Source organism: Microvirga lenta (assembly GCF_020532555.1).
Lineage (GTDB): Bacteria > Pseudomonadota > Alphaproteobacteria > Rhizobiales > Beijerinckiaceae > Microvirga > Microvirga lenta.
Genome location: NZ_JAJBBR010000015.1, coordinates 28012 through 49469, shown reverse-complemented (window position 1 = coordinate 49469; position 21458 = coordinate 28012). Strand labels below are relative to the sequence as shown.

The window sequence follows — 21458 nt, the reverse complement described above, 5'->3', positions numbered from 1 at the left end:
CCGCAGCAGCAGGCGGGTACAGGCGCGCTTCAAGGGTAACGACTTTAGGGTTTCCACATGGCCGACAAGCAGAAATTCTACATCACCACGGCCATCTCCTATCCGAACGGGGCTCCCCATATCGGACATGCCTACGAGATCGTCGCGTCCGACGCGATCGCCCGCTTCAAGCGCATCGACGGGTTCGACGTGTTCTTCATGACCGGCACCGACGAGCACGGCCTGAAGATCCAGCAGACCGCCGACCGGAACGGGACGACCCCGAAGGCCTTCGTCGACGAGATGGCCGCCAAGTTCAAGGCCATGGCCGACCGGCTCAACTGCTCCTACGACCGGTTCATCCGCACGACCGATCCCGACCATCTGCCGTCGACCCACGAGCTGTGGCGGCGCATGGAGGAGTCCGGGGATATCTATCTGTCGAAATATTCCGGCTGGTACTCCGTGCGGGACGAGGCCTATTACGACGAGAGCGAGCTGACCAAGCAGCCCGATGGAAGTTGGCGCGCCCCGACCGGCACGCCTGTCGAATGGATCGAGGAGGAGAGCTATTTCTTCCGCCTCTCCGCCTATCAGGACCGGCTGCTCGAACACTACAAGGCCAACCCGGATTTCATCGGGCCCGATACCCGTCGCAACGAGATCGTCAGCTTCGTGCGCTCCGGCCTGCAGGATCTTTCGATCAGCCGCACGACCTTCAACTGGGGCCTGCCGGTCCCCGGCGCCCCGAAGCACGTCATGTACGTCTGGGTGGATGCCCTCAACAACTACGTGACCGGTTGCGGCTTCCCGGACGAGAGCAATCCGCGCTGGCACTACTGGCCGGCGGACGTGCACATCATCGGCAAGGACATCGTCCGCTTCCACACGGTCTACTGGCCCGCCTTCCTCATGTCCGCGGGCCTGCCCCTGCCCAAGCGCGTCTTCGGGCACGGCTTCCTGTTCAACCGCGGGGAGAAGATGTCCAAGTCCGTCGGCAACGTGATCGATCCGTTCGAGCTTGCCGACACCTACGGCGTCGATCAGCTTCGCTATTTCTTCATGCGCGAGGTGCCCTTCGGGCAGGACGGAAACTACTCGCATGAGGCCATCGTCAACCGCATCAATGCGGATCTGGCGAACGACCTCGGCAACCTGGCGCAGCGCTCGCTTTCGATGATCGCCAAGAACTGCGAAGCGTCCGTGCCGAGCCCGGGCGAGTTCACCCAGGCCGACCGCGACATGCTCTGGCTCGCGGACGGGCTGCCGGGGAAGGCGAGGGCGGCCATGAAGGACTTCGCCGTCCACTCGGCCCTGTCGGAAATCTGGGCGGTCGTTGCGGAGGCCAACCGGTACTTCGCCTCCCAGGAGCCCTGGGTCCTGCGCAAGAGCGACCCCGCCCGCATGGCGACGGTGCTGTACGTCACGGCCGAGGTTCTGCGAGCCGTCGGCATCCTGGCCCAGCCCTTCGTGCCCGAGGCCGCGGCCAAGCTGCTCGATCTGCTGGCGGTGGCGCCGGAGGACAGGGTCGTCGCCATGGTCGGGCCGGACAACCGGCTGGCCGCCGGAACGGCGCTCCCGCAACCTGCGCCGATCTTTCCGCGTTACATCGAGGCGGAGGCGTCCTGAATGCTTCCGCTTTGACGGACCTTCGGGTCTTCGGCGGAAGCGGAATATGTTCACCACCTTCATGTTCGCGACCGGGATCGAGAACAGCATCCCGACCATCAACAACGGCCGCACGCGCATCGACCAGATGGAGAAGTGCGGCCACTACGAGCACTGGAGGACCGATTTCGAGCTCCTCAAGGAGCTCGATCTGGAGGTCCTGCGCTATGGTCCGCCCCTCCACACCACCTTCGTGGGCCCCGGCCGCTACGACTGGTCCTTCGCGGACATGACGTTCGGCGAGATCGGGCGCCGCAACATCATTCCCATCGTCGACCTCTGCCATTTCGGCGTTCCCGACTGGATCGGCAACTTCCAGAACCCTGACTTTCCGGAGCTTTTCGCCGCCTACGCGGAGGATTTCGCCCGCCGGTTCCCCTGGGTGCAGCTCTACACCCCCATCAACGAGATGTTCATCTGCGCCACGTTCTCGGCGGCCTATGGCTGGTGGAACGAGCAGATGCGGAGTGACCGGGCTTTCGTCACGGCCCTCAAGCACCTGGTCAAGGGCAATGTCCTGGCCATGGAACGCATCCTGAAGGTCCGGCCGGACGCCATCTTCATCCAGAGCGAATCGACCGAGTACTTCCACGCCGAGAACCCGGCGGCCATCAAGCCGGCGGAGATCATGAACGCGAGGCGTTTCCTGTCGCTCGACCTCAATTACGGCCGCCGCGTCGATTCCGAGATGTACGAGTTCCTCATGGACAACGGCATGACCCGGGACGAGTACCATTTCTTCCTGACGCGCTCGTCCCTGCGCCACCACTGCATCATGGGAAACGACTACTACGTCACAAACGAGCATCGGGTGAAGGCGGACGGCACGGCCACCGCCTCCGGCGACGTCTTCGGTTACGACGAAATCACCCGGCAGTACTACGACCGCTACAAGCTGCCGGTCATGCACACCGAGACGAACCTCATGGAGGGTCCTCGCGGCGACGAGGCGGTGAACTGGCTTTGGAAGCAATGGGCCAACGTCCTGCGGGTCCGCAATACCGGCGTGCCCATCGTCGGGTTCACCTGGTACTCGCTGACGGACCAGATGGACTGGGACGTGGCCCTGCGGGAGGAAAACAACCGGGTCACGCCGGTCGGGCTTTACGATCTCGATCGCAACATCCGCCCTGTGGGCCGCTGCTACAAGCAGCTGATTGAGGATTGGTGCGACGTCCTTCCGGCGCAGAGCGTCTGCCTCACGGTGCCCGTGGCGCGGCCTCAGGATTACGACGAGCCGCCCATCCGCCGCCACCAGGAGAGAATGCGCCGGATGCGGCAGCACGAAGCCAAGGACGATTCTCAACAGGCATCCGCCATCGGATGAGACCCTCGGTAGACGAGGGGACCCGAACGGCTTTATGGGTGGATTTCCTCTACAAGGCGTCGGAAGAGGAGGGCGCCTTCCATCATGTTGATCGACAGCCACTGCCATCTCGACTTCCCTGACCTCCAGACCCGCCTCCCCGATGTGCTCGCCGCCGCCGCGGACGCGGGCATCGGCCGGATGGTGTCGATCTCGACCCATGTCTCGCGGTTCGAGACCTACCGGGATCTTTCGGAAGCGCATACGAGCGTCTTCTTCACGGTCGGAACGCATCCCCACAACGCCGCCCTTGAGCCGGACGTGCCGGCGGAACGGCTGGTGGAACTCTCGGCCCATTCCCGCTGCGTCGCCATCGGAGAGGCCGGTCTCGACTACTATTACGACAAGAGCCCGCGGGAGGTGCAGCAGCAGGTTTTCCGCACGCATATCGCTGCGTCCCGGCAAACGGGACTGCCGCTTGTCATCCACGCACGGGACGCCGACGAGGACATGATCCGGATCGTCTCCGAGGAGATGGGGCGAGGGCGCTTCACAGCCGTGCTCCACTGCTTCTCGTCAGGTGCGAAACTGGCCGAGGTCGGGGTCGAACTCGGGCTCTACGTGTCCTTCTCGGGCATTCTGACCTTCAAGAACTCGGAGGAAATCCGCCGCATCGCCGCCTCGGTGCCCAAGGACCGGCTGCTTGTCGAGACCGACGCGCCCTACCTCGCGCCGGTGCCGTTCCGGGGCAAGACCAACGAGCCCGCCTATGTGGCTCATACGGCCCGGGTGCTGGCGGAGGTCGTGGGCACAACGGAGGCCGAGATCGCCGACATCACCACCGCCAATTTCTACCGGCTCTTCTCCAAGGCGGCCGAGGCAGACAGGCAAGCGGCGGCATGACCTTGCGACTGACGATCCTCGGCTGCGGATCTTCCGGCGGCGTGCCCCGCGTCGGCGCCGGCTGGGGCGCCTGCGACCCGACGAACCCGAAGAACCGGCGCCGGCGCTGCTCGGTTCTCGTCGAGCGGATCGGTCAAGACGGCACGACGAGCGTTCTGGTGGATACGTCGCCAGACCTCCGGGAACAGCTCCTGGATGCGGACGTGAAGCGCCTGGATGCGGTGCTGTTCACGCACGAACATGCCGATCATGTGCACGGCATCGACGATCTCCGCCCGCTGGTCATCGCCATGCGCCGGAGGATGCCGATCTACGCCGGCCGCATGACGAGCGAGCTGATGATGATGCGGTTCGGCTACTGCTTCGAGACGCCGCCGGGAAGCGGCTATCCGCCCATTCTCGAAGCCCATCGTCTCGACGAGGATGTCGAGACGGTGATCTCCGGCCCAGGCGGACGGGTCCATGCCGTGCCGTTCAGGATGATCCACGGCGACATCGGCGTCTTCGGCTTCCGTTTCGGGAACATCGCCTATGCCCCGGACGTGAGCGAGATGCCCGAGGCCAGCATGCGCCATCTGGAGGGCCTCGACGTACTGATCCTGGACGCACTGCGCTACACGCCGCATCCAACGCACTTTTCCGTCTCGGAGGCGCTCAGCCTCATCGAGCAGGTCAAGCCGAAGCGGGCCATCCTGACGAACCTGCACACGGATCTGGACTACGAGACGCTCCGCAGCGAACTGCCGCCGCACATCGAGCCGGCCTATGACGGCCTGGAGGTGGAAGTGGATTCGTGCAGATAGGCCGGGATGTTCCGGCGGACGCACCGGGCTCCTGAAACCGGGGACCGCCTTCATGAAAGGCCGGATCTGGACAAGTCCTTCCTGCCGCACATCAATTTTAGTTCCATAATATATCTTATGCGAATTACGTATAGAGGCGCGGGCACCTCTGCCCCGGAAGCCCGAGCGCTCCGGCATCCCGCATCGCAAGCCACCTGACCACGACGAACTGCGGATCCGTTCCCGCCAATCGAACCGACCTGCCCTTCGCTGCAGATGAGCTTGCACGCGACCAAGGCGAATTCGCTGGCGTTGAGCTGAGAACCGATCCCGGCGCTCACATGGCCTGACGCCAACGGCGCCGGTCCGCTGGGCTTGCTCCCGCTCCGCACATGGAACTTGCCGAGCGCGCGATATGTCGATAAGTCTCGACATATGGAATCAGAAGCAGTCATCCTGTCCCTTGCCGCCCTGGCCCAGTCCACGCGCCTCGAAGTTTTCCGGCTCCTCGTGAAGCACGAGCCCGGTGGGCTTCAGGCCGGCGACATTGCCCGCCAGCTCGCCGTTCCGCACAACACGATGTCGTCTCATCTAGGAATATTATCCAGGGCGGGGCTCGTCCGCTCACTGCGCCAGGGCCGCTCGATCATCTACCGGGCCGATCTGGCTCGTTTCCGGGAAGTGGCGACCTTTCTCCTCAAGGATTGCTGTGGCGGACATCCCGCAGTGTGCGCCCCGCTGATGGAAGACCTCATACCCTGCTGCCCTCCGAAGGAGCCTGCCGATGGCTGATCGCGTCTACAACGTCCTTTTCCTCTGCACGGCCAATTCGGCCCGTTCCGTTCTCGCGGAGGCTATTCTGAACCAGTTGGGCGAAGGACGTTTTCGCGCCTACAGCGCCGGCAGCCAGCCGCGCGGAACGGTCAATCCGTACGCCATCAACCTCCTGCGCAATCTCGGGCATGATGTTTCGGCTTTGCGCTCGAAGAGCTGGGACGAGTTCGCCGAGCCGGGCGCCTCGGTCATGGATTTCGTGTTCACCGTCTGCGACAGCGCTGCCAATGAAGCCTGCCCGGTGTGGCCAGGCCGCCCGGCCACCGCCCATTGGGGCATTCCCGACCCAGCCGCGGTTACAGGGTCGGAGGCTCAGATCGCCCTCGCCTTCGACGAGGCCTATCGCATGCTCCGGCGACGGATCGAGCTGTTCCTGGCGCTTCCCATCAGCTCCATCGACCATCTCGCGCTTCAGGAGAAACTGCGGGAGATCGGAAAGTCCGGCGCGGGTGCGGATAACGGCGCGCCCGCGGACATCGCGGCGAATGGGTGAGGGAGAGCCATGTCCGTTTTCGAACGATATCTGACCCTCTGGGTCGCCCTCTGCATCGTCGCCGGCATTGCACTCGGCCATGCGTTCCCAGACCTGTTCCAAGCCGTCGGCGGGCTGGAGATCGCCCGGGTCAATCTCCCTGTCGCGGCTCTGATCTGGCTCATGATCGTGCCGATGCTGATCAAGATCGACTTCGCCTCGTTGGGACGGGTCCGAGAGCACTGGCGCGGGATCGGCGTCACCCTCTTCATCAACTGGGCCGTGAAGCCGTTCTCGATGGCCGCACTGGCATGGCTCTTCGTCGGCTATCTGTTCAGGCCCTATCTGCCTGCGGACCAGATCAATTCCTACATCGCCGGGCTGATCATCCTGGCGGCGGCGCCATGTACGGCCATGGTGTTCGTGTGGAGCCATTTGGCCAGGGGCGAGCCGCACTTCACCCTGAGTCAGGTGGCCTTGAACGATGTGGTGATGGTCGTCGCCTTCGCGCCGATCGTCGGCCTCCTGCTCGGCCTGTCCGCCATCACCGTTCCGTGGGACACGCTCGTCCTCTCGGTGGTGCTGTACATCGTCATTCCCGTGGTGCTGGCGCAGTTCCTGAGAGGGCGCCTCCTGGCGAGGGGCGGTGAAGCCGCCCTCGCCGGCCTGCTCCGCGTTCTGCAGCCGCTGTCGCTCGTCGCCCTTCTTGCGACCCTGGTGCTGCTCTTCGGCTTCCAGGGCGAGCAGATCCTGGCCCAGCCGATCGTCATCGCATTGCTGGCCGTGCCGATCCTGATCCAGGTCTATTTCAATTCGGGTCTCGCCTACCTGCTGAACCGCATCGCGGGCGAGCAGCACTGCGTCGCGGGCCCCTCTGCGCTGATCGGCGCGAGCAACTTCTTCGAGCTTGCGGTTGCGGCGGCGATCAGCCTGTTCGGCTTCAACTCGGGGGCCGCCCTCGCAACGGTGGTAGGGGTTCTGATCGAGGTCCCGGTCATGCTCTCGGTCGTATGGATCGTGAACCGCAGCCAGGGCTGGTACGAGCGCGGCCATGCTCACGCGAGCACTCTGCGAAGCGCCGATCCTGCCCGCGACACCGCATGAAAAACCCGGCGCAAGGGACCTGCGCCGGGTCACGACCAATATCAGCACCGAGGGCAGGGCATCGTGAGCAATGCGCCCTGCCCTTCGATGCCGTCAGGCACGGAGCTTACTGCAGCGTCGCCGCAGCACGACGGCGGCGCGGCGCAGGCGCGGCAGCGGCTGCCGGCACAGCGGCAACGGCCTTCGGCTTCGCCGTGCGGCCCTTCTTCTTTGCCGGCTCGGCAGCCACTTCAAGCGCCGCAGCCGGGGTCTCGTCGAGGCTTGCCAGCTCGAGCTTGGCCATCTGCCAATGCTCTTCGGCGCGACCGTCGACACGGCCCTCCTGCTCCCAAATGTGATAAGCCCGCTCGCGGATCTTCTGCTCTAGATCGATCATCGTTGTGTCCTCGCTGGTCTCTGGCCTGACGTGTGATAGGTCGAAGCTCGGAATCGTCAGAAATTGCTTCGGCCTTTCTGTCAATTGGGAAAGCAGTGACTGATCCTGTCAAGCTTCTGCTTTATCGCGCGAATGTGACCTTTCTTCCGCAGCATCCGAATATAATTTCCTGATGCCTCCATAAAATCCTAGCGGCATCACTGCTACGCTTTTTTTATCGTTGCGGAACACCTGCGGCGGCTGGCGGTTGTAACTTGACCAATCTCCCACATGGTCGATTTGCGAATGAACAACCCAATGGGCAGCCGGTTTGAGCCTTCAGGCACTCCCCCGCAACGCCGGCCAAGCTCCATGAAGTCCTCCACCAAGGCTCGAGCCGCGGAGAATGAAAGGCTCGATCGGGTGGAACTCGCCCGAGGCAATCCGTCGGGCAGGCTGGTCGTGGTGTCGAACCGGGTCCCGCTTCCCACGAAGGACGGAACCTCCAGTGCCGGCGGCCTGGCGGTCGCCCTGGAGGGCGCTCTCAAGCAGCAGGGCGGATTGTGGTTCGGCTGGTCGGGCAGGACGGTCGACCGGGCAGAGAACATGCCTCACATCGTCGAGGCAGGAAACATCACCTTCGCCGTGCTGGACGTGCTGAAGAAGGATTTCGACCTTTTCTACACCGGCTTTGCCAACCGGGTTCTCTGGCCGATCTGCCACTACCGCCTCGATCTCCTGCAGATCGACCGCAGCCAGACCGAAGGCTATTTCCGGGTGAATCGGACCTTTGCCGAGGCCTTGGCGCCCCTCCTGAACGCAGACGATACGATCTGGATTCACGACTATCACTTCATCCCACTGGCAGCGGAACTCCGCCGGCTCGGGTGCCGCAACCGCATCGGGTTCTTTCTCCACATCCCCTGGCCGCCATCTGACGTCGCGAGCGCCCTGCCCTCGTACGAGCGGCTGTTGAACGGCCTCGCTTCCTACGATGTCGTCGGGTTCCACACTCCGCAGGACGCCGAGAACTTCCGGCAGTGCCTGATGCGCGAGAGGATCGGGTTTCCGGTCGGGAACGGCGAGTATCAGGTGGATTCCCACCGGTTCAAGATCGGCTCCTTCCCGGTCGGGATCGAGACGGATGCCTTCGCCCAGACCGCAGCGAGCGCCGAGCGGAACCCGGTGGTGCGGCGCATGCGCGCCAGCATGGGCAACCGCGACCTGATCATCGGCGTCGATCGTCTCGACTATTCCAAAGGCATCAAGCAGCGGATCGAGGCCTTCGCGTGCTGCGTTCGCTCGAATCCCGAACTGCGCAACCGCGTCGTCTACCTCCAGGTCACGCCGAAATCCCGTTCGGACGTGCCCGAATACAAGAAGATGCAGCACGAGATCGCCGAGCAGGCCGGCTGGACCAACGGCAATCTCGGCGAAGTGGATTGGACGCCGATCCGCTACCTGAACAAGACCATCGGCCACACCCAACTGGCGGGCCTCTACCGCATGGCCCGGGTCGGCCTCGTCACCCCGCTTCGTGACGGCATGAACCTCGTGGCCAAGGAATTCGTCGCGTCTCAGGATCCGGACGATCCCGGCGTGCTCGTTCTGTCTCGCTTCGCCGGGGCCATGCATGAGCTCGATGCCGCGCTCCTCGTGAATCCCTACGACACCGAAGCAACCGCCGCAGCCATCGCGCGGGCGGTCGAGATGCCGCTCGAGGAACGCAAGGAGCGCTGGAACGCCCTGATGATCCGGCTGCGCTCGAACGGAATCGACAACTGGTGCCGAAGCTTCCTGACTGCCCTTTGCGACGACCTGCCCGCTGCACCGGAAGGCGACAGGGGCGGCAGCGGCCGGCCTCGCAACCGGGTCGCCCATGCTCCGGGTTGACGACGGATCGCCACTTCCGCTCGGGGCCACATGGGATGGAAAGGGCGTCAACTTCTCGCTCTTCTCTGCCCATGCCACTGCTGTGGAGCTCTGTCTCTACGACCCGACCGGGCGGCATGAGACGGCAAGAATCCAGCTTCCCCAGAGGACCGACCAGATCTGGCACGGCTATCTGGAAGGCATCAAGCCCGGGCAGCTCTACGGCTATCGGGTGCACGGCCCCTACGAGCCGCGGCACGGCCACCGCTTCAATCCTCACAAGCTCCTGATCGACCCTTATGCGAGGCAGCTCCACGGCCGGATCCGGTGGCACGATGCCCTGTTCGGCTACCGCTCAGGCGCCCATCGCAGCGATCTGACGCCCGACCGGCGCGACAGCGCCCCGATGATGCCGAAATGCGTGGTCGAGGACCCGTTCTATCCCTGGGGCGACGACCGCCCGCTGCGCCGTCCCTGGACCGATACGGTCATCTACGAAGCGCACGTGAAGGGGCTGACTGCGCTGCACCCGGACATCCCGGAACCCGTCCGAGGCTCCTACGCGGCCCTGGGACATCCTGCGGTCGTCGAGCATCTGGTCAAGCTCGGCGTCACGGCCATCGAGCTGATGCCGATCCATGGCTTCGCGGACGACCGGTTTCTCGTCGAGAAGGGTCTTCGCAACTATTGGGGCTATTCCACCCTCGCGTTTTTCGCGCCCGAGCCTCGCTATCTCGGCGAAGACGGCATCCTCGGCTTCAAGAGCGCCATTCGGACTCTGCACGAAGCAGGGATCGAAGTGCTCCTCGACGTGGTCTACAACCACACCGCCGAAGGCAATCACCTCGGCCCTACCCTGTCCTTCCGGGGCATCGACAATGCGAGCTACTACAAGCTCTCACCCGATCCCCGCTTCTACTGGGACACGACCGGCACCGGCAATACGGTCAACCTGGACCACCCGCGCGTGCTGCAGATGGTGCTCGATTCCCTGCGCCACTGGGTCGAGACCTACCACATCGACGGCTTCCGCTTCGATCTGGCGACGAGCCTCGCGCGCGAGCCGTACGACTTCTCCCATCGGGCCGGCTTCCTTCGGGCGGTCGGACAGGACCCGGTGCTGAGCCGCGTCAAGCTCATCGCCGAACCGTGGGACCTGGGCGGAGGCGGATACAGGGTCGGCGGCTTCCCGATGGGCTGGAGCGAGTGGAACGACCAGTTCCGGGACACGGTAAGGGCCTTCTGGCGCGGCGATCCGGAGCAGCTTCCGAAACTCACGCGGGTCATGACCGGCTCGCGCGAGATCTATGGGTGGTCCGGGCGGGCACCCTATGCTTCCATCAACTTCGTATGCTCGCACGACGGTTTCACCCTGCAGGACCTCGTCAGCTATAACGAGCGCCACAACGAGGCGAATGGCGAGGGGAACAAGGACGGCCACGGCCATAACCTGTCTTCGAACTGGGGTGTGGAAGGGCCGACGGAAGACCCGAAGATCCTGTCCCTTCGGGCGCAGATGAAACGAAATCTGCTGGCCACGGTCTTCTTCTCGCAGGGCGTTCCCATGCTTCTGATGGGGGATGAATTCTCCCGCAGCCAGAAGGGCAACAACAACGCCTACGCTCAGGACAACGAGACAAGCTGGCTGGACTGGCTGGCGGCCAGCTCAACGGACCCGAATCTCCTCGACTTCGTGCGCAACCTCATCGCGCTCCGCCGCCGTTACATGGCTTTCAGGCGCAACTCCTTTCTCAGCGGCGCACCGGTGTCGGAGGACGGGCTGAAGGATGTGCACTGGCTTGCGCCGGAGGGGCGCGAAATGGGCGACAGGGACTGGGCGGACGGCGAAAGGCGCACCTTCGGCATGCAGCTCGGCAACGACGCGCCCGACGGCCACCGACTGCTGCTTCTGATCAACGCCGCGCCTCAACGGATCAAGTTCCAGCTGCCCAAGGACATCCCGAACGGCCGCTGGATCCAGGTGTTCGACACCAGCCTGCCCGAAGGGCTCGTACGCGAAAATTCTTTTATTGTCCGGCCCGGAGGCATGTTCCCGATCAAGCCCCGGTCCCTAGTTCTCTTTCAACACGATTAGCAGGTGGGGGAACCGCGATGCGGCGGGTTCATGAGATGCCCTTTGGGGCGACGATCACTGATGATGGCGTGCGTTTTGCATTGTGGGCCCCGACCGCGCAGGAGGTTGCCCTGGTGCTCGACGGGGCCGAGCGCCCCCTCACCCAGGAGGATGGCGGCTGGCACCGCCTGACCGTGCCCGAGGCGCGGGCCGGAAGCCGCTACGCGTTCCGGATCGATGGCGGCCTTGTGGTCCCCGATCCGGCGTCCCGCTTCCAGCCCGACGATGTCCACCGCGAAAGCGTCGTCGTCGATCCGGCGGCCTATACGTGGTCCGACGGAAGCTGGACCGGTCGCCCCTGGGAGGAAACGGTTCTCTCCGAGCTGCACGTGGGAACGGCAACGCCGGAGGGCACCTATGCCGGCCTCATGGGCAAGCTCGAAGACCTGCGCGACGCGGGCATCACGGCCATCGAACTCCTGCCGCTCGCGGAATTCCCGGGAAGCCGCAACTGGGGCTATGACGGTGTCCTGCATTATGCGCCCGATGCCGCCTATGGCACACCGGACGATCTGAAGCGCCTCGTGGATCGTGCCCATGCACTGGGCCTCATGGTGTTCATCGACGTGGTCTACAACCACTTCGGACCATCGGGAAACTACCTCCACGCCTATGCGAAATCGTTCTTTACCGAACGACACCAGACCCCATGGGGCGCCGGCATCAACTTCGACGGCTCGGATGCGACGGCGGTTCGCGACTTCTTCGTTCACAACGCCATCTACTGGCTCGAAGAGTACCATGCGGACGGCCTGCGCTTCGACGCGGTCCATGCCATTCTCGACGACAGCGAGAAGCATATCCTGGCCGAGATCGCCGAGCGGGCCCGTGCCGCGCTCCCCAACCGGGAGGTGCACCTCGTGCTCGAGAACGATGCGAACGAGGCTCGCTGGCTTGGGCGCGATGGCGGCCGTCCACGCCTGCACACCGCCCAATGGGACGACGATCTGCACCACAGCTGGCACACGCTCCTCACCGGGGAGGCGGACGGATACTACGTCGACTACGCAGACCGGCCCGTCGAGCGCCTCGGGCGCTGCCTTGCCGAGGGCTTCGCCTATCAGGGAGAACCATCGGCCCACCGGGATGGAGAGCCGCGCGGAGAACCGTCCGCCCATCTGCCGCCGTCCGCCTTCGTCGGCTTCCTTCAGAACCACGACCAGATCGGCAATCGCGCCTTCGGCGAGCGCATTGGGGATCTCGCCTCGCCCGAACGGCTCGCCCTGGCCCGCGCGGGGCTCCTGCTCTCGCCCCAAATTCCCCTTCTCTACATGGGAGAGGAGTGGGCGGCCTCGACACCGTTCCTCTACTTCGTCGACTTCGCAGAAGACGAGGCCCTGTCGAACGCCGTCAGAGAGGGACGCCGTCGCGAGTTTGCCAACTTCAAGTCTTTCGCGGAAGGCGGGCATGACCAGATCCCGGATCCGACTCTGGAGGAAACCTTCACCCGCTCGAAACTCGACTGGCAGGAGCGATCCAAGTCTCCCCATGCCGAGGTTTTGGCTGAAACGCGCCGGTTGCTGGAACTGCGCCAGGCCGAGGTCGTCCCGCTGACCAAGACGCGTTTCATCGAAGCTCGCAGCTCCCAGCCGAAGCCGGGACTCCTCGATGTCGTCTGGCGCTATGAAGGCGGCACGCTGCGCTTCGTGGCCAATTTCGGCGAGAGCCCCGCCGAGGTGGAGGTTGGGAGCACGGGCTCCGCCATCTGGAGCAGTTCCAACGTGGAACATGAAGGCGGGCGCGCACGTCTGCCATCCTGGACTGGGATGTTCATCAAGGATTCTGCCCGATGAGCGGACATGACGAGATCATCCGCCGGATCGCCGCATTGGTCGGCGTCGCCGACCGGTATCGGGACCAGGAGGGGAAGACGATCGAGACCCCTCTCGAGTCGAAGAGAGCCGCTCTCGCAGGGCTCGGACTGGAAATCGAAAGCGAGGCCGAGGCGCGCGATACGCTGGGCCGTGTCGAAGCCCTGAAGAATGGTCTCGTGCCCGCATTGATACCGGCCGAATCCGGGCGCCAGTTTACCGTTCCCGTTCGCGGAGTGACGAGCGGCTCCGTCGTCTGGCGCCTGCAGGAAGAGGGTGGCGCCACACGGGAAGGCCGGGCGAAGGTGACGAATGGCGCCGAGGGCGCCACGATCATGCTGGCCCCGCTTCCCTTGGGCTATCACCGTCTCCAGGTTCAGGCCGAGGGCCGGACGGCGCAGGCGACGATCATCGCGGCTCCACGCCGGTGCTGGGAACCGCGCGCCATGCGCGAGGGCGGCCGCCTGTGGGGCACCACGACCCAAATCTATTCCCTTCGCTCGGCCCGCAATCAGGGAATCGGCGACTATACCGACGTCGCCGATCTTGCGGCCGGTACGGGCGAGTTCGGGGCCTCGTTCCTCGGCCTCAGCCCGGTTCACGCCCTTTTCTCCGCCGACCGCACCAAGATCTCCCCCTACTCCCCCTCCTCCCGCCTCTTCCTCGAAACGATCTTCATCAACCCCGTCGCCGTGGCAGGCTTCTCGGAAAGCCGCGCCGCCAGGCTCCTCGACGATTCCGGCATGCAGGAACGGCTTGCGGCGCTGCGCGATGCACCGCTCGTCGATCATGCGGCGGTGTGGGACCTGAAGCGTTCGCTTCTCGATGCCCTCTGGGAGGATTTCCAGAACGGCGGCGATCACGCCGCCTTCGAAACGTTCCGCCGCAAGGGCGGAGAGGCGCTGCAGGCCCATGCCACGTTCGAAGCCCTCTCGGAGCATTTCCGGAGGGAGGAGCGCTGGTGGCTCGGCGACTGGCCCGAGCCCTACCGGAACGCCCGTTCGCGCGAGGTCCGGGCCTTCGAGCGCGACAGCGCGGACCTGGTGGCATTCCACGCATGGCTGCAATGGCTGGCGGATCTTCAACTCGGCGAGGCGTCCGATCGGGCGCGCTCGGCCGGAATGAACATCGGGCTCTATCGCGACCTCGCCGTCGGGGCCGATGCAGGCGGTTCCGAGATCTGGTCCAATCCCGAGCGCTTCGCGCCGGGCCTGTCGATCGGCTCGCCGCCCGATCCCTTCGGCCCCACCGGCCAGAACTGGGGTCTGCCCCCCTTCAACCCTCTCACGCTGGAGGAGCAGGGCCTGGCGGCGTTCCGCGCACTCGTCGCCTCCAACATGCGCCATGCCGGTGCGATCCGGATCGACCATGCCTTCCAGATTCAGCGCCTGTTCCTGATTCCGTCCGGCATGTCGGCCGCGCAGGGTGCCTACGTCTCCTATCCCTTCGAGGCGATGCTGGCGGTGCTGCGCCTCGAGAGCAACCGGGCGCGCAGCGTGGTCATTGCGGAGGATCTCGGCACAGGGCCGGAAGGCTTCTCCGACGCGATCATGGCCTCGGGCATCCTGAGTTACCGGGTTCTCTGGTTCGAACGAGAGGATGGCGGAGCCTTCAAGCGGCCCGAGAGCTATCCCCGCTCCGCCCTGGCGGTGTTCACGACGCACGACCTGCCGACCTTCCGTGGCTGGTGGCGCGGTCTCGACACCGATTTGCGGCAGACCCTCGGAGTCTACGATAACGATACGGCCGAAAGGGAGAGGGGAGGCCGCAGGAACGATCTCCGGCTCTTCCACGAGGCCTTGTCCGAACGAGGGCTCCTGCACGGCCACGAGGCTCCCGAGGAGCCTCCGCTGGAACCGATGATGCGCTATCTGGCGCGGACGCCCTCCTCCCTCGTCGGTCTGCAGATCGAGGACGCATCCGGCGAACTGAACCAAGCCAACCTTCCGGGGCAGGACCAGAGCCATCCGAACTGGAAGCGCCGGCTCGGGACCGATCTCGACGCCATCATCGCGCCGGGCAGCGAGCTTGCGAAGCTCGCCGCCGCCCTGGCCGAGGAAGGACGTGGAATCCAGCCGCGCACGAGCACGCTCGCCTCTCCCCCTCCCCGCGCGACCTATCGGCTGCAGTTTCACAAGGACTTCACCTTCGACGATGCGGTCCGCATCGTTCCTTATCTGGCGAAGCTCGGCATCAGCCATGTCTACTCGTCGCCCATCCACACGGCGCGCCCCGGATCGGTTCACGGCTACGACATCGTCGATCACTCCCGCATCAATCCCGAACTGGGCGGGGAAGAGGGCTTCAGGCGCCTGACGGATGCGTTGAAGGAGCATGGGCTCGGCCTGGTGCTCGACATCGTCCCCAACCACATGGGCGTCGGCGGTGCCGACAACGCGTGGTGGCTGTCCGTGCTCGAATGGGGCGAGCTCTCGCCCTTCGGGCGTGCCTTCGACATCGACTGGGAGCGCCTCGGCGCCAACCACAAGCTGATCGTCCCATTCCTCGGCGACCGCTACGGCGAGGCCCTCGAGAAGGGCGACCTGAAGCTCACCTACGATGCGGAGGAGGGCAGTTTCAGCGTCTGGCACTGGGAGCATCGTTTCCCCGTATGCCCCCTCACCTATCCGATCATTCTCGACAGGGCCTTGGCGGCCCTTCCGGCAGGACCAAGTGGCGGCAGTGCGGAGATGCTGGCGATCAGCGAGCGCCTCCGGACCATGAACGACGAGACCATTCCGGAAAGACGCGCGGCCTTTCCCGAGGAATGCGAAACGCTCAAGGGTCGTTTGGCTCAGGCCGTCGCCGGCACGCCCGAGCTCCAGCAGGCGATCGACCACGCGGTCACCTTCATCAACGGTTCGGTCGGGCTGCCGGAAAGCTTCGGCACGCTTCACCGCATTCTCGAGGCGCAGGCCTACCGGCTCGCCCATTGGCGGGTCGCCGCGAGCGACATCAACTACCGGCGCTTCTTCGACATCAATGCCCTGGCGGGCCTGCGCGTCGAAGATACGGACGTGTTCGAACGCAGCCATGCCATGGTCTTCCGGCTGGTGCGCGAGGGCTTGATCCAGGGCTTGCGGATCGACCACGTGGACGGGCTCGCCGATCCCGAGGGTTATCTGCGCGCCCTGCAGGCCGCCGTGGGCCCCGGCTTCTACATCGTGATCGAGAAGATCCTGGAGCCTGGTGAGCCTCTGCGCCCCTGGCCCGTTGCCGGCACGACCGGCTACGACGTGCTCAATCTCCTCGACGGCGTGTTCGTCGATTCGACGGCAGCCGAGAAAATGGAGCAGCTCTATCGTTCGATGAGCGGCCTCGAAGGGCGCTACGGAGCCCTGCTGCGCGAGGCGAAGGTCGAGGTGCTCGAAACCAGTTTCGCCAGTGAGCTTGAGGTGCTCACCTCCGATCTCAAGCGGCTGGCGGATTCGGACCGGCGGACGCGGGATTACACCGTCTACGCCCTCCGCAGGGCCTTGTCGGAGATCATCGCGCGCTTCCCTGTCTACCGCACCTATCTGGGAGAGGCTGAAGCGGTCCCTGAGGACCGCGCCCTTCTGGAGGAAACGATCGAAGCCTCGAAGCGGCACAGCGTGCTGCCGGACAGGACCGTGCACGACTTCATCGCGGCCTCCCTTCTCACGGATCACGCCGACGCACCCGCCGTGGGACCGGACACCGAACTCGTGCGCCGGTTCCGTCGCCGGTTCCAGCAGCTTACCGGACCGGTCATGGCGAAGAGCCTGGAGGACACCTTCTTCTACCGCTATGTGCGCCTCCTCTCCCTGAACGAGGTGGGCGGCGACCCGCACCATTTCGGGGTGCCCGCCGAGGAGTTCCACCGGATCAACCAGGATCGGGCGCGCTCCTGGCCCCATGCCATGATCGCGACGGCAACCCACGACACGAAGCGCGGAGAGGATGCGAGGGCGCGCCTCAACGTCCTTTCCGAGGTACCGGACCTCTGGGCAGAAGCCCTCCGCCGGTGGCAGGAAACCGTCTTCTCTCATGCCAAGGGCGACGGCGAGGCCCGGCCCGACGCCAACGACCAGTACCTCATCCTCCAGGCGATCCTCGGGGCGTGGCCCGTCGAGCTCCTCGACGAAGGAGCGGAGGCGAATGCCGTCGCCGCCTTCCGCGAGCGGATCGAAGGCTTCGTGACCAAGGCTCTCAGGGAGGCGAAGCGGCATACGAGCTGGGTTCATGTGAATGAAGCCTATGAGGCCGCCACCCTTGGCCTCGTGCGGGAACTCCTCGATCCCGAAGCCTCGTTCCTGAGCGACTTCCGCCCCCTCGCCCGGCGTCTGGCCTTCTCCGGCATGCTGGCCGGCTTGGCGCGCACGATCCTCAAGGTGACCCTGCCCGGCGTGCCGGACATCTATCAAGGCACGGAGATGTGGGACCTCTCCCTCGTCGACCCCGACAACCGGCGGCCGGTTGACTACGATCTCCGGACGGCGGCGCTCGACGCCAACGCGCCGGCTGCCTCGCTGATGCCGCACTGGCAGGATGGGCGCATCAAGCAGCGGGTTCTCGCCGCCCTTCTCGCGGATCGCGCCGAGTGCCCGGGACTCTATGCCTCCAGCGACTACCAGGTCGTGCGACCGCATGGTTCCCTGAGCCGGAACGTTCTCGCATTCACCCGTACCAGCGGCGAGGAACGCCTCCTCGTCATCGTGCCCCGCCTCGTCACCAGGCTGATCCAGGACGAGACGCCCCCTCTGGGGGCGGAGGTTTGGGGCGACACCAGCGTGCAGGTTCCGCCGGGGAGCTGGCGCAACATCATCACGGGTGAAATCACAGAGATCGGCCAGAACACAACGCGAATCTCGGAACTCTTCACGGATCTCCCGTTTTCAGTGCTGAGGGCACAGTCATGAATATGATGGAACGGCAACGTACAGGCATGAAGAGGGAGGCTCCCTCCCCGGTCGAACTCGGCCCGCGGATCTACAATCTGTTCCCGCTTCTCGTGGGAACGGTTTCCGCGTGGACGGCGGAACTGCCGCGCATTGCGCGAATGGGATTCGACTGGGTGTACGTCAATCCGTTCCACGAAACGGGTGAATCCGGCAGCCTCTACGCGATCAGGGACCCCTATCGCCTGGATCCCCGCTTCCGCGACGAAGGCGAGGACGACGACGCGCAGATCCGTCGCTTCGTCCAGGAGGCGGACGCTCTCGGCCTGCGAGTGATGGTCGATCTGGTGATCGGACACACGGCTCCGGACGCTCGCCTGGGACAGGAAAGGCCCGACCTTTTTCACCGCAACGACGACGGCGAGTTCCGGAATCCCTTCATCCTCGAGCCGAACGGCACAACGAACGGGGCCGTGCCGGGGGACGTGGCACAGCTCGATTACGGCAGCGCCCGATCACGCGAGGCCCTGACCGAGTACTGGAACGGATACATTGCGCATCTTCAGACCCTCGGCGTGCGGGGCTTTCGTTGCGCAATGGCTTACAGGGTGCCGCCCCAGGTCTGGCGGGACCTTATCCGTGCCGCGAAGGAGCGCGATCCCCGATGCCGCTTCGTGGCCGAGACCCTCGGACGCGGCCTCGTCGAGACGAAGGCGACGGTGGATGCGGGTTTCGATTTCCTGTTCAACAGCTTCGCGTGGTGGGATCTCAAGGCGCCGTGGGCCCTCGAACAATACGAGGCATTGCGCACGTCCGCTCCCTCGATCGCCTTTCCCGAAAACCACGACACGGGCCGCCTCGCCGCGAAGGCGGACGACGATCCGGAGCAGGTCGCGCGACTGCTGAAAGCACGCTATGCCCTAGCGGCGTTCTTCTCCACGGGCGTACTGATGCCGATCGGCTACGAATGGGGTTATCGCCGCCCCTTGGATATTGCCGGGACCACGCCGGCGCACCGGGAGATGACCGGAATCGACATTTCCGAGTTCATCACGGCCGTGAACCGGCTGCGGACCGAGCTGCCCGCGGCCAACCGCGAGGGCGCCCAGTGGGCGATCAGCGGACCGGACAACTCTCTGGCAGCGCTCATTCGCTACGATGCAGGGCACTACGCTTCGGCCGGCAGCGCAGTGCTCGTGCTGGCGAACGTTACGGACACCGAGCAGAGTGTCGATCCGGAGGCACTTGTCAGCCGCAGCGGCGGCGTGTTCGAAAGCTTCCGGGACATGACGCCGGACGCCTCGCCGCTTTCCTTCACGCCCGGGTCCGCGATCGTCCTGAAGCCGCTGGAATTCCGCATCCTCTCGGCCCGGCGCGCGATGCCGATGAAGACCCGCAGGCGCTCGCGCCAGCCTACCGGCGAAGGGCGCGTGATCATCGAGAGCGTCCTGCCCGAGATCGACAACGGCCGCTCGGCGGTCAAGCGCGTGGCTGGCGACGTCATGGAGGTGACGGCCGACATCTTCACCGACGGCCATGACAAGTTCAACGCCGCCCTGCTCTACCGGATGTGTGGCGAGAGCACGTGGCACCGGGCTCCCATGGCCTTCGTCGACAACGACCGCTGGGCCGGGCGTTTCCCGCTGGAGCGGAATGCCCGCTACCAGTACACCATCGAAGCCTGGCGCGATCCCTTCGCCACCTGGCTGAACGAGGTCGAGAAGAAGCGCGGTGCGGGGCAGAACGTGCGCCTCGAAACCATCGAGGGCCTGCGTATCGTGGAGAAGGCCGCAGGTCTGGCGGAAGAGTCCGATGCGGACGCCTTGGCGGATCTGGTGAAGCGGTTGAAGGAGCACGAGGACGGCTCCGTCGCGCAGCTTGAACTGATGCTCGATGATGAGAACCGGGAACTGATCGACCGTAACGCCGAACGTCAGAACGTCTCGCGCTACGAACCCATCCTGGAGGTCGTCGCCGACCGCCTCGCCGCCCGGTTCTCGGCCTGGTACGAGATCTTTCCCCGCTCGCAATCCGGGGATCCGACCGTCCATGGCACCTTCACCGACGTGATCGGCCAGCTGCCGCGCATCAAGGATCTCGGCTTCGACGTTCTCTACTTCACGCCGATCCACCCCATCGGCAAGACCAACCGCAAGGGCCGCAACAACACCCTGACGCCAGCGCCGGATGATCCCGGAAGCGTCTACGCCATCGGCTCGGAGGAAGGCGGACACAAGGCGGTCCACCCGGAACTCGGCACGCTGGAGGACTTCCGGAACCTCCTTGCGGCGGCGCATGATTACGGCCTTGAGATTGCCCTCGACTTCGCGATCCAGTGCTCGCCCGACCATCCCTGGATCAAGGAGCATCCGGAATGGTTCGACTGGCGTCCGGACGGCAGCATCCGCTTTGCCGAGAACCCGCCGAAAAAGTACGAGGACATCGTCAATGTCCACTTCTATGGGGAGGCCCTGCCGTCCCTCTGGCTGGAGCTCCGGGACGTGGTGCTGTTCTGGGTCGAACAGGGCGTCAAGATCTTCCGGGTCGACAACCCCCACACCAAGCCGATTCCGTTCTGGGAATGGATGATCGCGGACGTGAACAGCCAGCATCCGGACGTGATCTTCCTGGCAGAGGCCTTCACGCGGCCGAAGATGATGAAGAAGCTGGCGAAAGCGGGCTTCCAGCAATCGTATACCTACTTCACCTGGCGCAACACGAAGCAGGAGCTGATCGAGTACATGACCGAGCTCGCCCACACCTCGATGGGCGAGTACTACCGGCCGAACTTCTTCGCGAACACCCCGGACATCAACCCCTATTTCCTGCAGACGAGCGGCCCGCCCGGCTTCGTCATCCGCGGCACGCTGGCGGCGACCCTGTCCAGCGTCTACGGCATCTACAACGGGTTCGAGCTCTGCGAGGGGACCCCGGTTCGCGGCAAGGAGGAATATCTCGATTCGGAGAAGTACGAGCTGAAGACCTGGGATTGCGATCGGCCCGGGAACATCTCGGACCACATCCGGCGCCTCAACCAGATCCGGCGCGAAAACCCGGCGCTCTGGGACTTCCGGAACATCAGCTTCGCGAATGCCTGGAACGACCAGATCCTCGCCTATGTCCGGACCACCCGCGAGAAGGACAACTGCGTCTTCGTCCTGGTCAATCTCGACCCGCGGAACCGGCAGGAATGCACCTACGAGATACCCCTGTGGGAATTCGGCCTGCCGGATCACGCCGCGATCGAGGTCGAGGATCTTCTGAATGGAGGGCGCTTCACTCTGCATGGCAAGAGCCACCGCATCGCCCTAGATCCGGGGGAACGGCCCGTCGTCATCTGGCGCCTCATCCCGCCCGATAGCCGGTCCCGGTGAGCGGC

13 protein-coding genes are annotated in these 21458 nt (G+C 64.8%); 12 read left to right on the top strand and 1 reads right to left on the bottom strand.

What is annotated here, in order from left to right; all coding sequences use genetic code 11:
* Positions 1-57 precede the first annotated feature (57 nt).
* The 7 genes from metG to arsB all read left to right on the top strand — a co-directional run bounded on the left by metG (position 58) and on the right by arsB (position 7048).
* Positions 58-1608 (top strand): methionine--tRNA ligase, encoded by a 1551-nt coding sequence (metG, locus tag LGR44_RS19575; RefSeq protein ID WP_226742400.1) that lies wholly within the window; start codon positions 58-60, stop codon positions 1606-1608.
* A gap of 46 nt (positions 1609-1654) precedes the next feature.
* Positions 1655-2974: a family 1 glycosylhydrolase gene (locus tag LGR44_RS19570; protein WP_226742399.1), complete on the top strand. Its 1320-nt coding sequence runs from the start codon at positions 1655-1657 to the stop codon at positions 2972-2974.
* An 84-nt stretch (positions 2975-3058) separates the two neighbouring features.
* Positions 3059-3856: a TatD family hydrolase gene (locus LGR44_RS19565; RefSeq protein ID WP_226742398.1), complete on the top strand. Its 798-nt coding sequence runs from the start codon at positions 3059-3061 to the stop codon at positions 3854-3856.
* On the top strand, positions 3853-4659 hold the full coding sequence (locus LGR44_RS19560) for an MBL fold metallo-hydrolase (RefSeq protein ID WP_226742397.1): 807 nt from the start codon (positions 3853-3855) through the stop codon (positions 4657-4659). The genes LGR44_RS19565 and LGR44_RS19560 overlap by 4 nt, the downstream gene beginning before the upstream one ends.
* A gap of 414 nt (positions 4660-5073) precedes the next feature.
* Positions 5074-5430 carry an ArsR/SmtB family transcription factor gene (locus LGR44_RS19555; RefSeq protein ID WP_226742396.1) on the top strand — a complete coding sequence of 119 codons (357 nt, stop codon included), beginning with the start codon at positions 5074-5076 and terminating at the stop codon, positions 5428-5430.
* A complete protein-coding gene (locus LGR44_RS19550) occupies positions 5423-5965 on the top strand; it encodes an arsenate reductase ArsC (protein WP_226742395.1) in 543 nt (180 codons plus the stop codon). The genes LGR44_RS19555 and LGR44_RS19550 overlap by 8 nt, the downstream gene beginning before the upstream one ends.
* 9 nt (positions 5966-5974) lie before the next feature.
* Positions 5975-7048, top strand: a complete 1074-nt coding sequence (arsB, locus tag LGR44_RS19545) for an ACR3 family arsenite efflux transporter (protein ID WP_226742394.1) — start codon at positions 5975-5977, stop codon at positions 7046-7048.
* A 106-nt stretch (positions 7049-7154) separates the two neighbouring features.
* Here the strand turns inward: arsB and LGR44_RS19540 are convergent, their stop codons facing one another.
* Positions 7155-7424, bottom strand: a complete 270-nt coding sequence (locus LGR44_RS19540; protein WP_226742393.1) for a DUF2934 domain-containing protein — start codon at positions 7422-7424, stop codon at positions 7155-7157.
* Between the two features lie 351 nt (positions 7425-7775).
* Between LGR44_RS19540 and otsA the strand changes: the two genes are divergently transcribed.
* From otsA to LGR44_RS19515, 5 genes are read left to right on the top strand one after another with little or no spacing between them, the layout of a single operon-like run.
* The gene (gene otsA / locus LGR44_RS19535) at positions 7776-9296 is read left to right on the top strand and encodes an alpha,alpha-trehalose-phosphate synthase (UDP-forming) (protein ID WP_226742392.1); all 1521 of its coding nucleotides are present in this window, start codon (positions 7776-7778) and stop codon (positions 9294-9296) included.
* Positions 9283-11370 (top strand): glycogen debranching protein GlgX, encoded by a 2088-nt coding sequence (gene glgX, locus LGR44_RS19530; RefSeq protein WP_226742391.1) that lies wholly within the window; start codon positions 9283-9285, stop codon positions 11368-11370. The genes otsA and glgX overlap by 14 nt, the downstream gene beginning before the upstream one ends.
* Before the next feature lie 17 nt (positions 11371-11387).
* Positions 11388-13202, top strand: a complete 1815-nt coding sequence (gene treZ / locus LGR44_RS19525; RefSeq protein WP_226742390.1) for a malto-oligosyltrehalose trehalohydrolase — start codon at positions 11388-11390, stop codon at positions 13200-13202.
* Positions 13199-18100, top strand: a complete 4902-nt coding sequence (locus LGR44_RS19520; RefSeq protein ID WP_226742389.1) for a malto-oligosyltrehalose synthase — start codon at positions 13199-13201, stop codon at positions 18098-18100. Before treZ ends, LGR44_RS19520 begins: the two co-directional genes overlap by 4 nt.
* On the top strand, positions 18097-21453 hold the full coding sequence (locus LGR44_RS19515; protein WP_449871042.1) for a maltotransferase domain-containing protein: 3357 nt from the start codon (positions 18097-18099) through the stop codon (positions 21451-21453). Before LGR44_RS19520 ends, LGR44_RS19515 begins: the two co-directional genes overlap by 4 nt.
* Positions 21454-21458 lie beyond the last annotated feature (5 nt).

Coding starts and splice junctions, on each gene's coding strand:
- LGR44_RS19565 (WP_226742398.1), top strand. CDS start 3,059: ATGTTGATCGACAGCCACTGCCATCTCGACTTCCCTGACCTCCAGACC.
- glgX (WP_226742391.1), top strand. CDS start 9,283: ATGCTCCGGGTTGACGACGGATCGCCACTTCCGCTCGGGGCCACATGG.
- LGR44_RS19515 (WP_449871042.1), top strand. CDS start 18,097: ATGAATATGATGGAACGGCAACGTACAGGCATGAAGAGGGAGGCTCCC.
- LGR44_RS19570 (WP_226742399.1), top strand. CDS start 1,655: ATGTTCACCACCTTCATGTTCGCGACCGGGATCGAGAACAGCATCCCG.
- LGR44_RS19550 (WP_226742395.1), top strand. CDS start 5,423: ATGGCTGATCGCGTCTACAACGTCCTTTTCCTCTGCACGGCCAATTCG.
- arsB (WP_226742394.1), top strand. CDS start 5,975: ATGTCCGTTTTCGAACGATATCTGACCCTCTGGGTCGCCCTCTGCATC.
- treZ (WP_226742390.1), top strand. CDS start 11,388: ATGCGGCGGGTTCATGAGATGCCCTTTGGGGCGACGATCACTGATGAT.
- LGR44_RS19520 (WP_226742389.1), top strand. CDS start 13,199: ATGAGCGGACATGACGAGATCATCCGCCGGATCGCCGCATTGGTCGGC.
- LGR44_RS19540 (WP_226742393.1), bottom strand. CDS start 7,424: ATGATCGATCTAGAGCAGAAGATCCGCGAGCGGGCTTATCACATTTGG.
- LGR44_RS19560 (WP_226742397.1), top strand. CDS start 3,853: ATGACCTTGCGACTGACGATCCTCGGCTGCGGATCTTCCGGCGGCGTG.
- metG (WP_226742400.1), top strand. CDS start 58: ATGGCCGACAAGCAGAAATTCTACATCACCACGGCCATCTCCTATCCG.
- LGR44_RS19555 (WP_226742396.1), top strand. CDS start 5,074: ATGGAATCAGAAGCAGTCATCCTGTCCCTTGCCGCCCTGGCCCAGTCC.
- otsA (WP_226742392.1), top strand. CDS start 7,776: ATGAAGTCCTCCACCAAGGCTCGAGCCGCGGAGAATGAAAGGCTCGAT.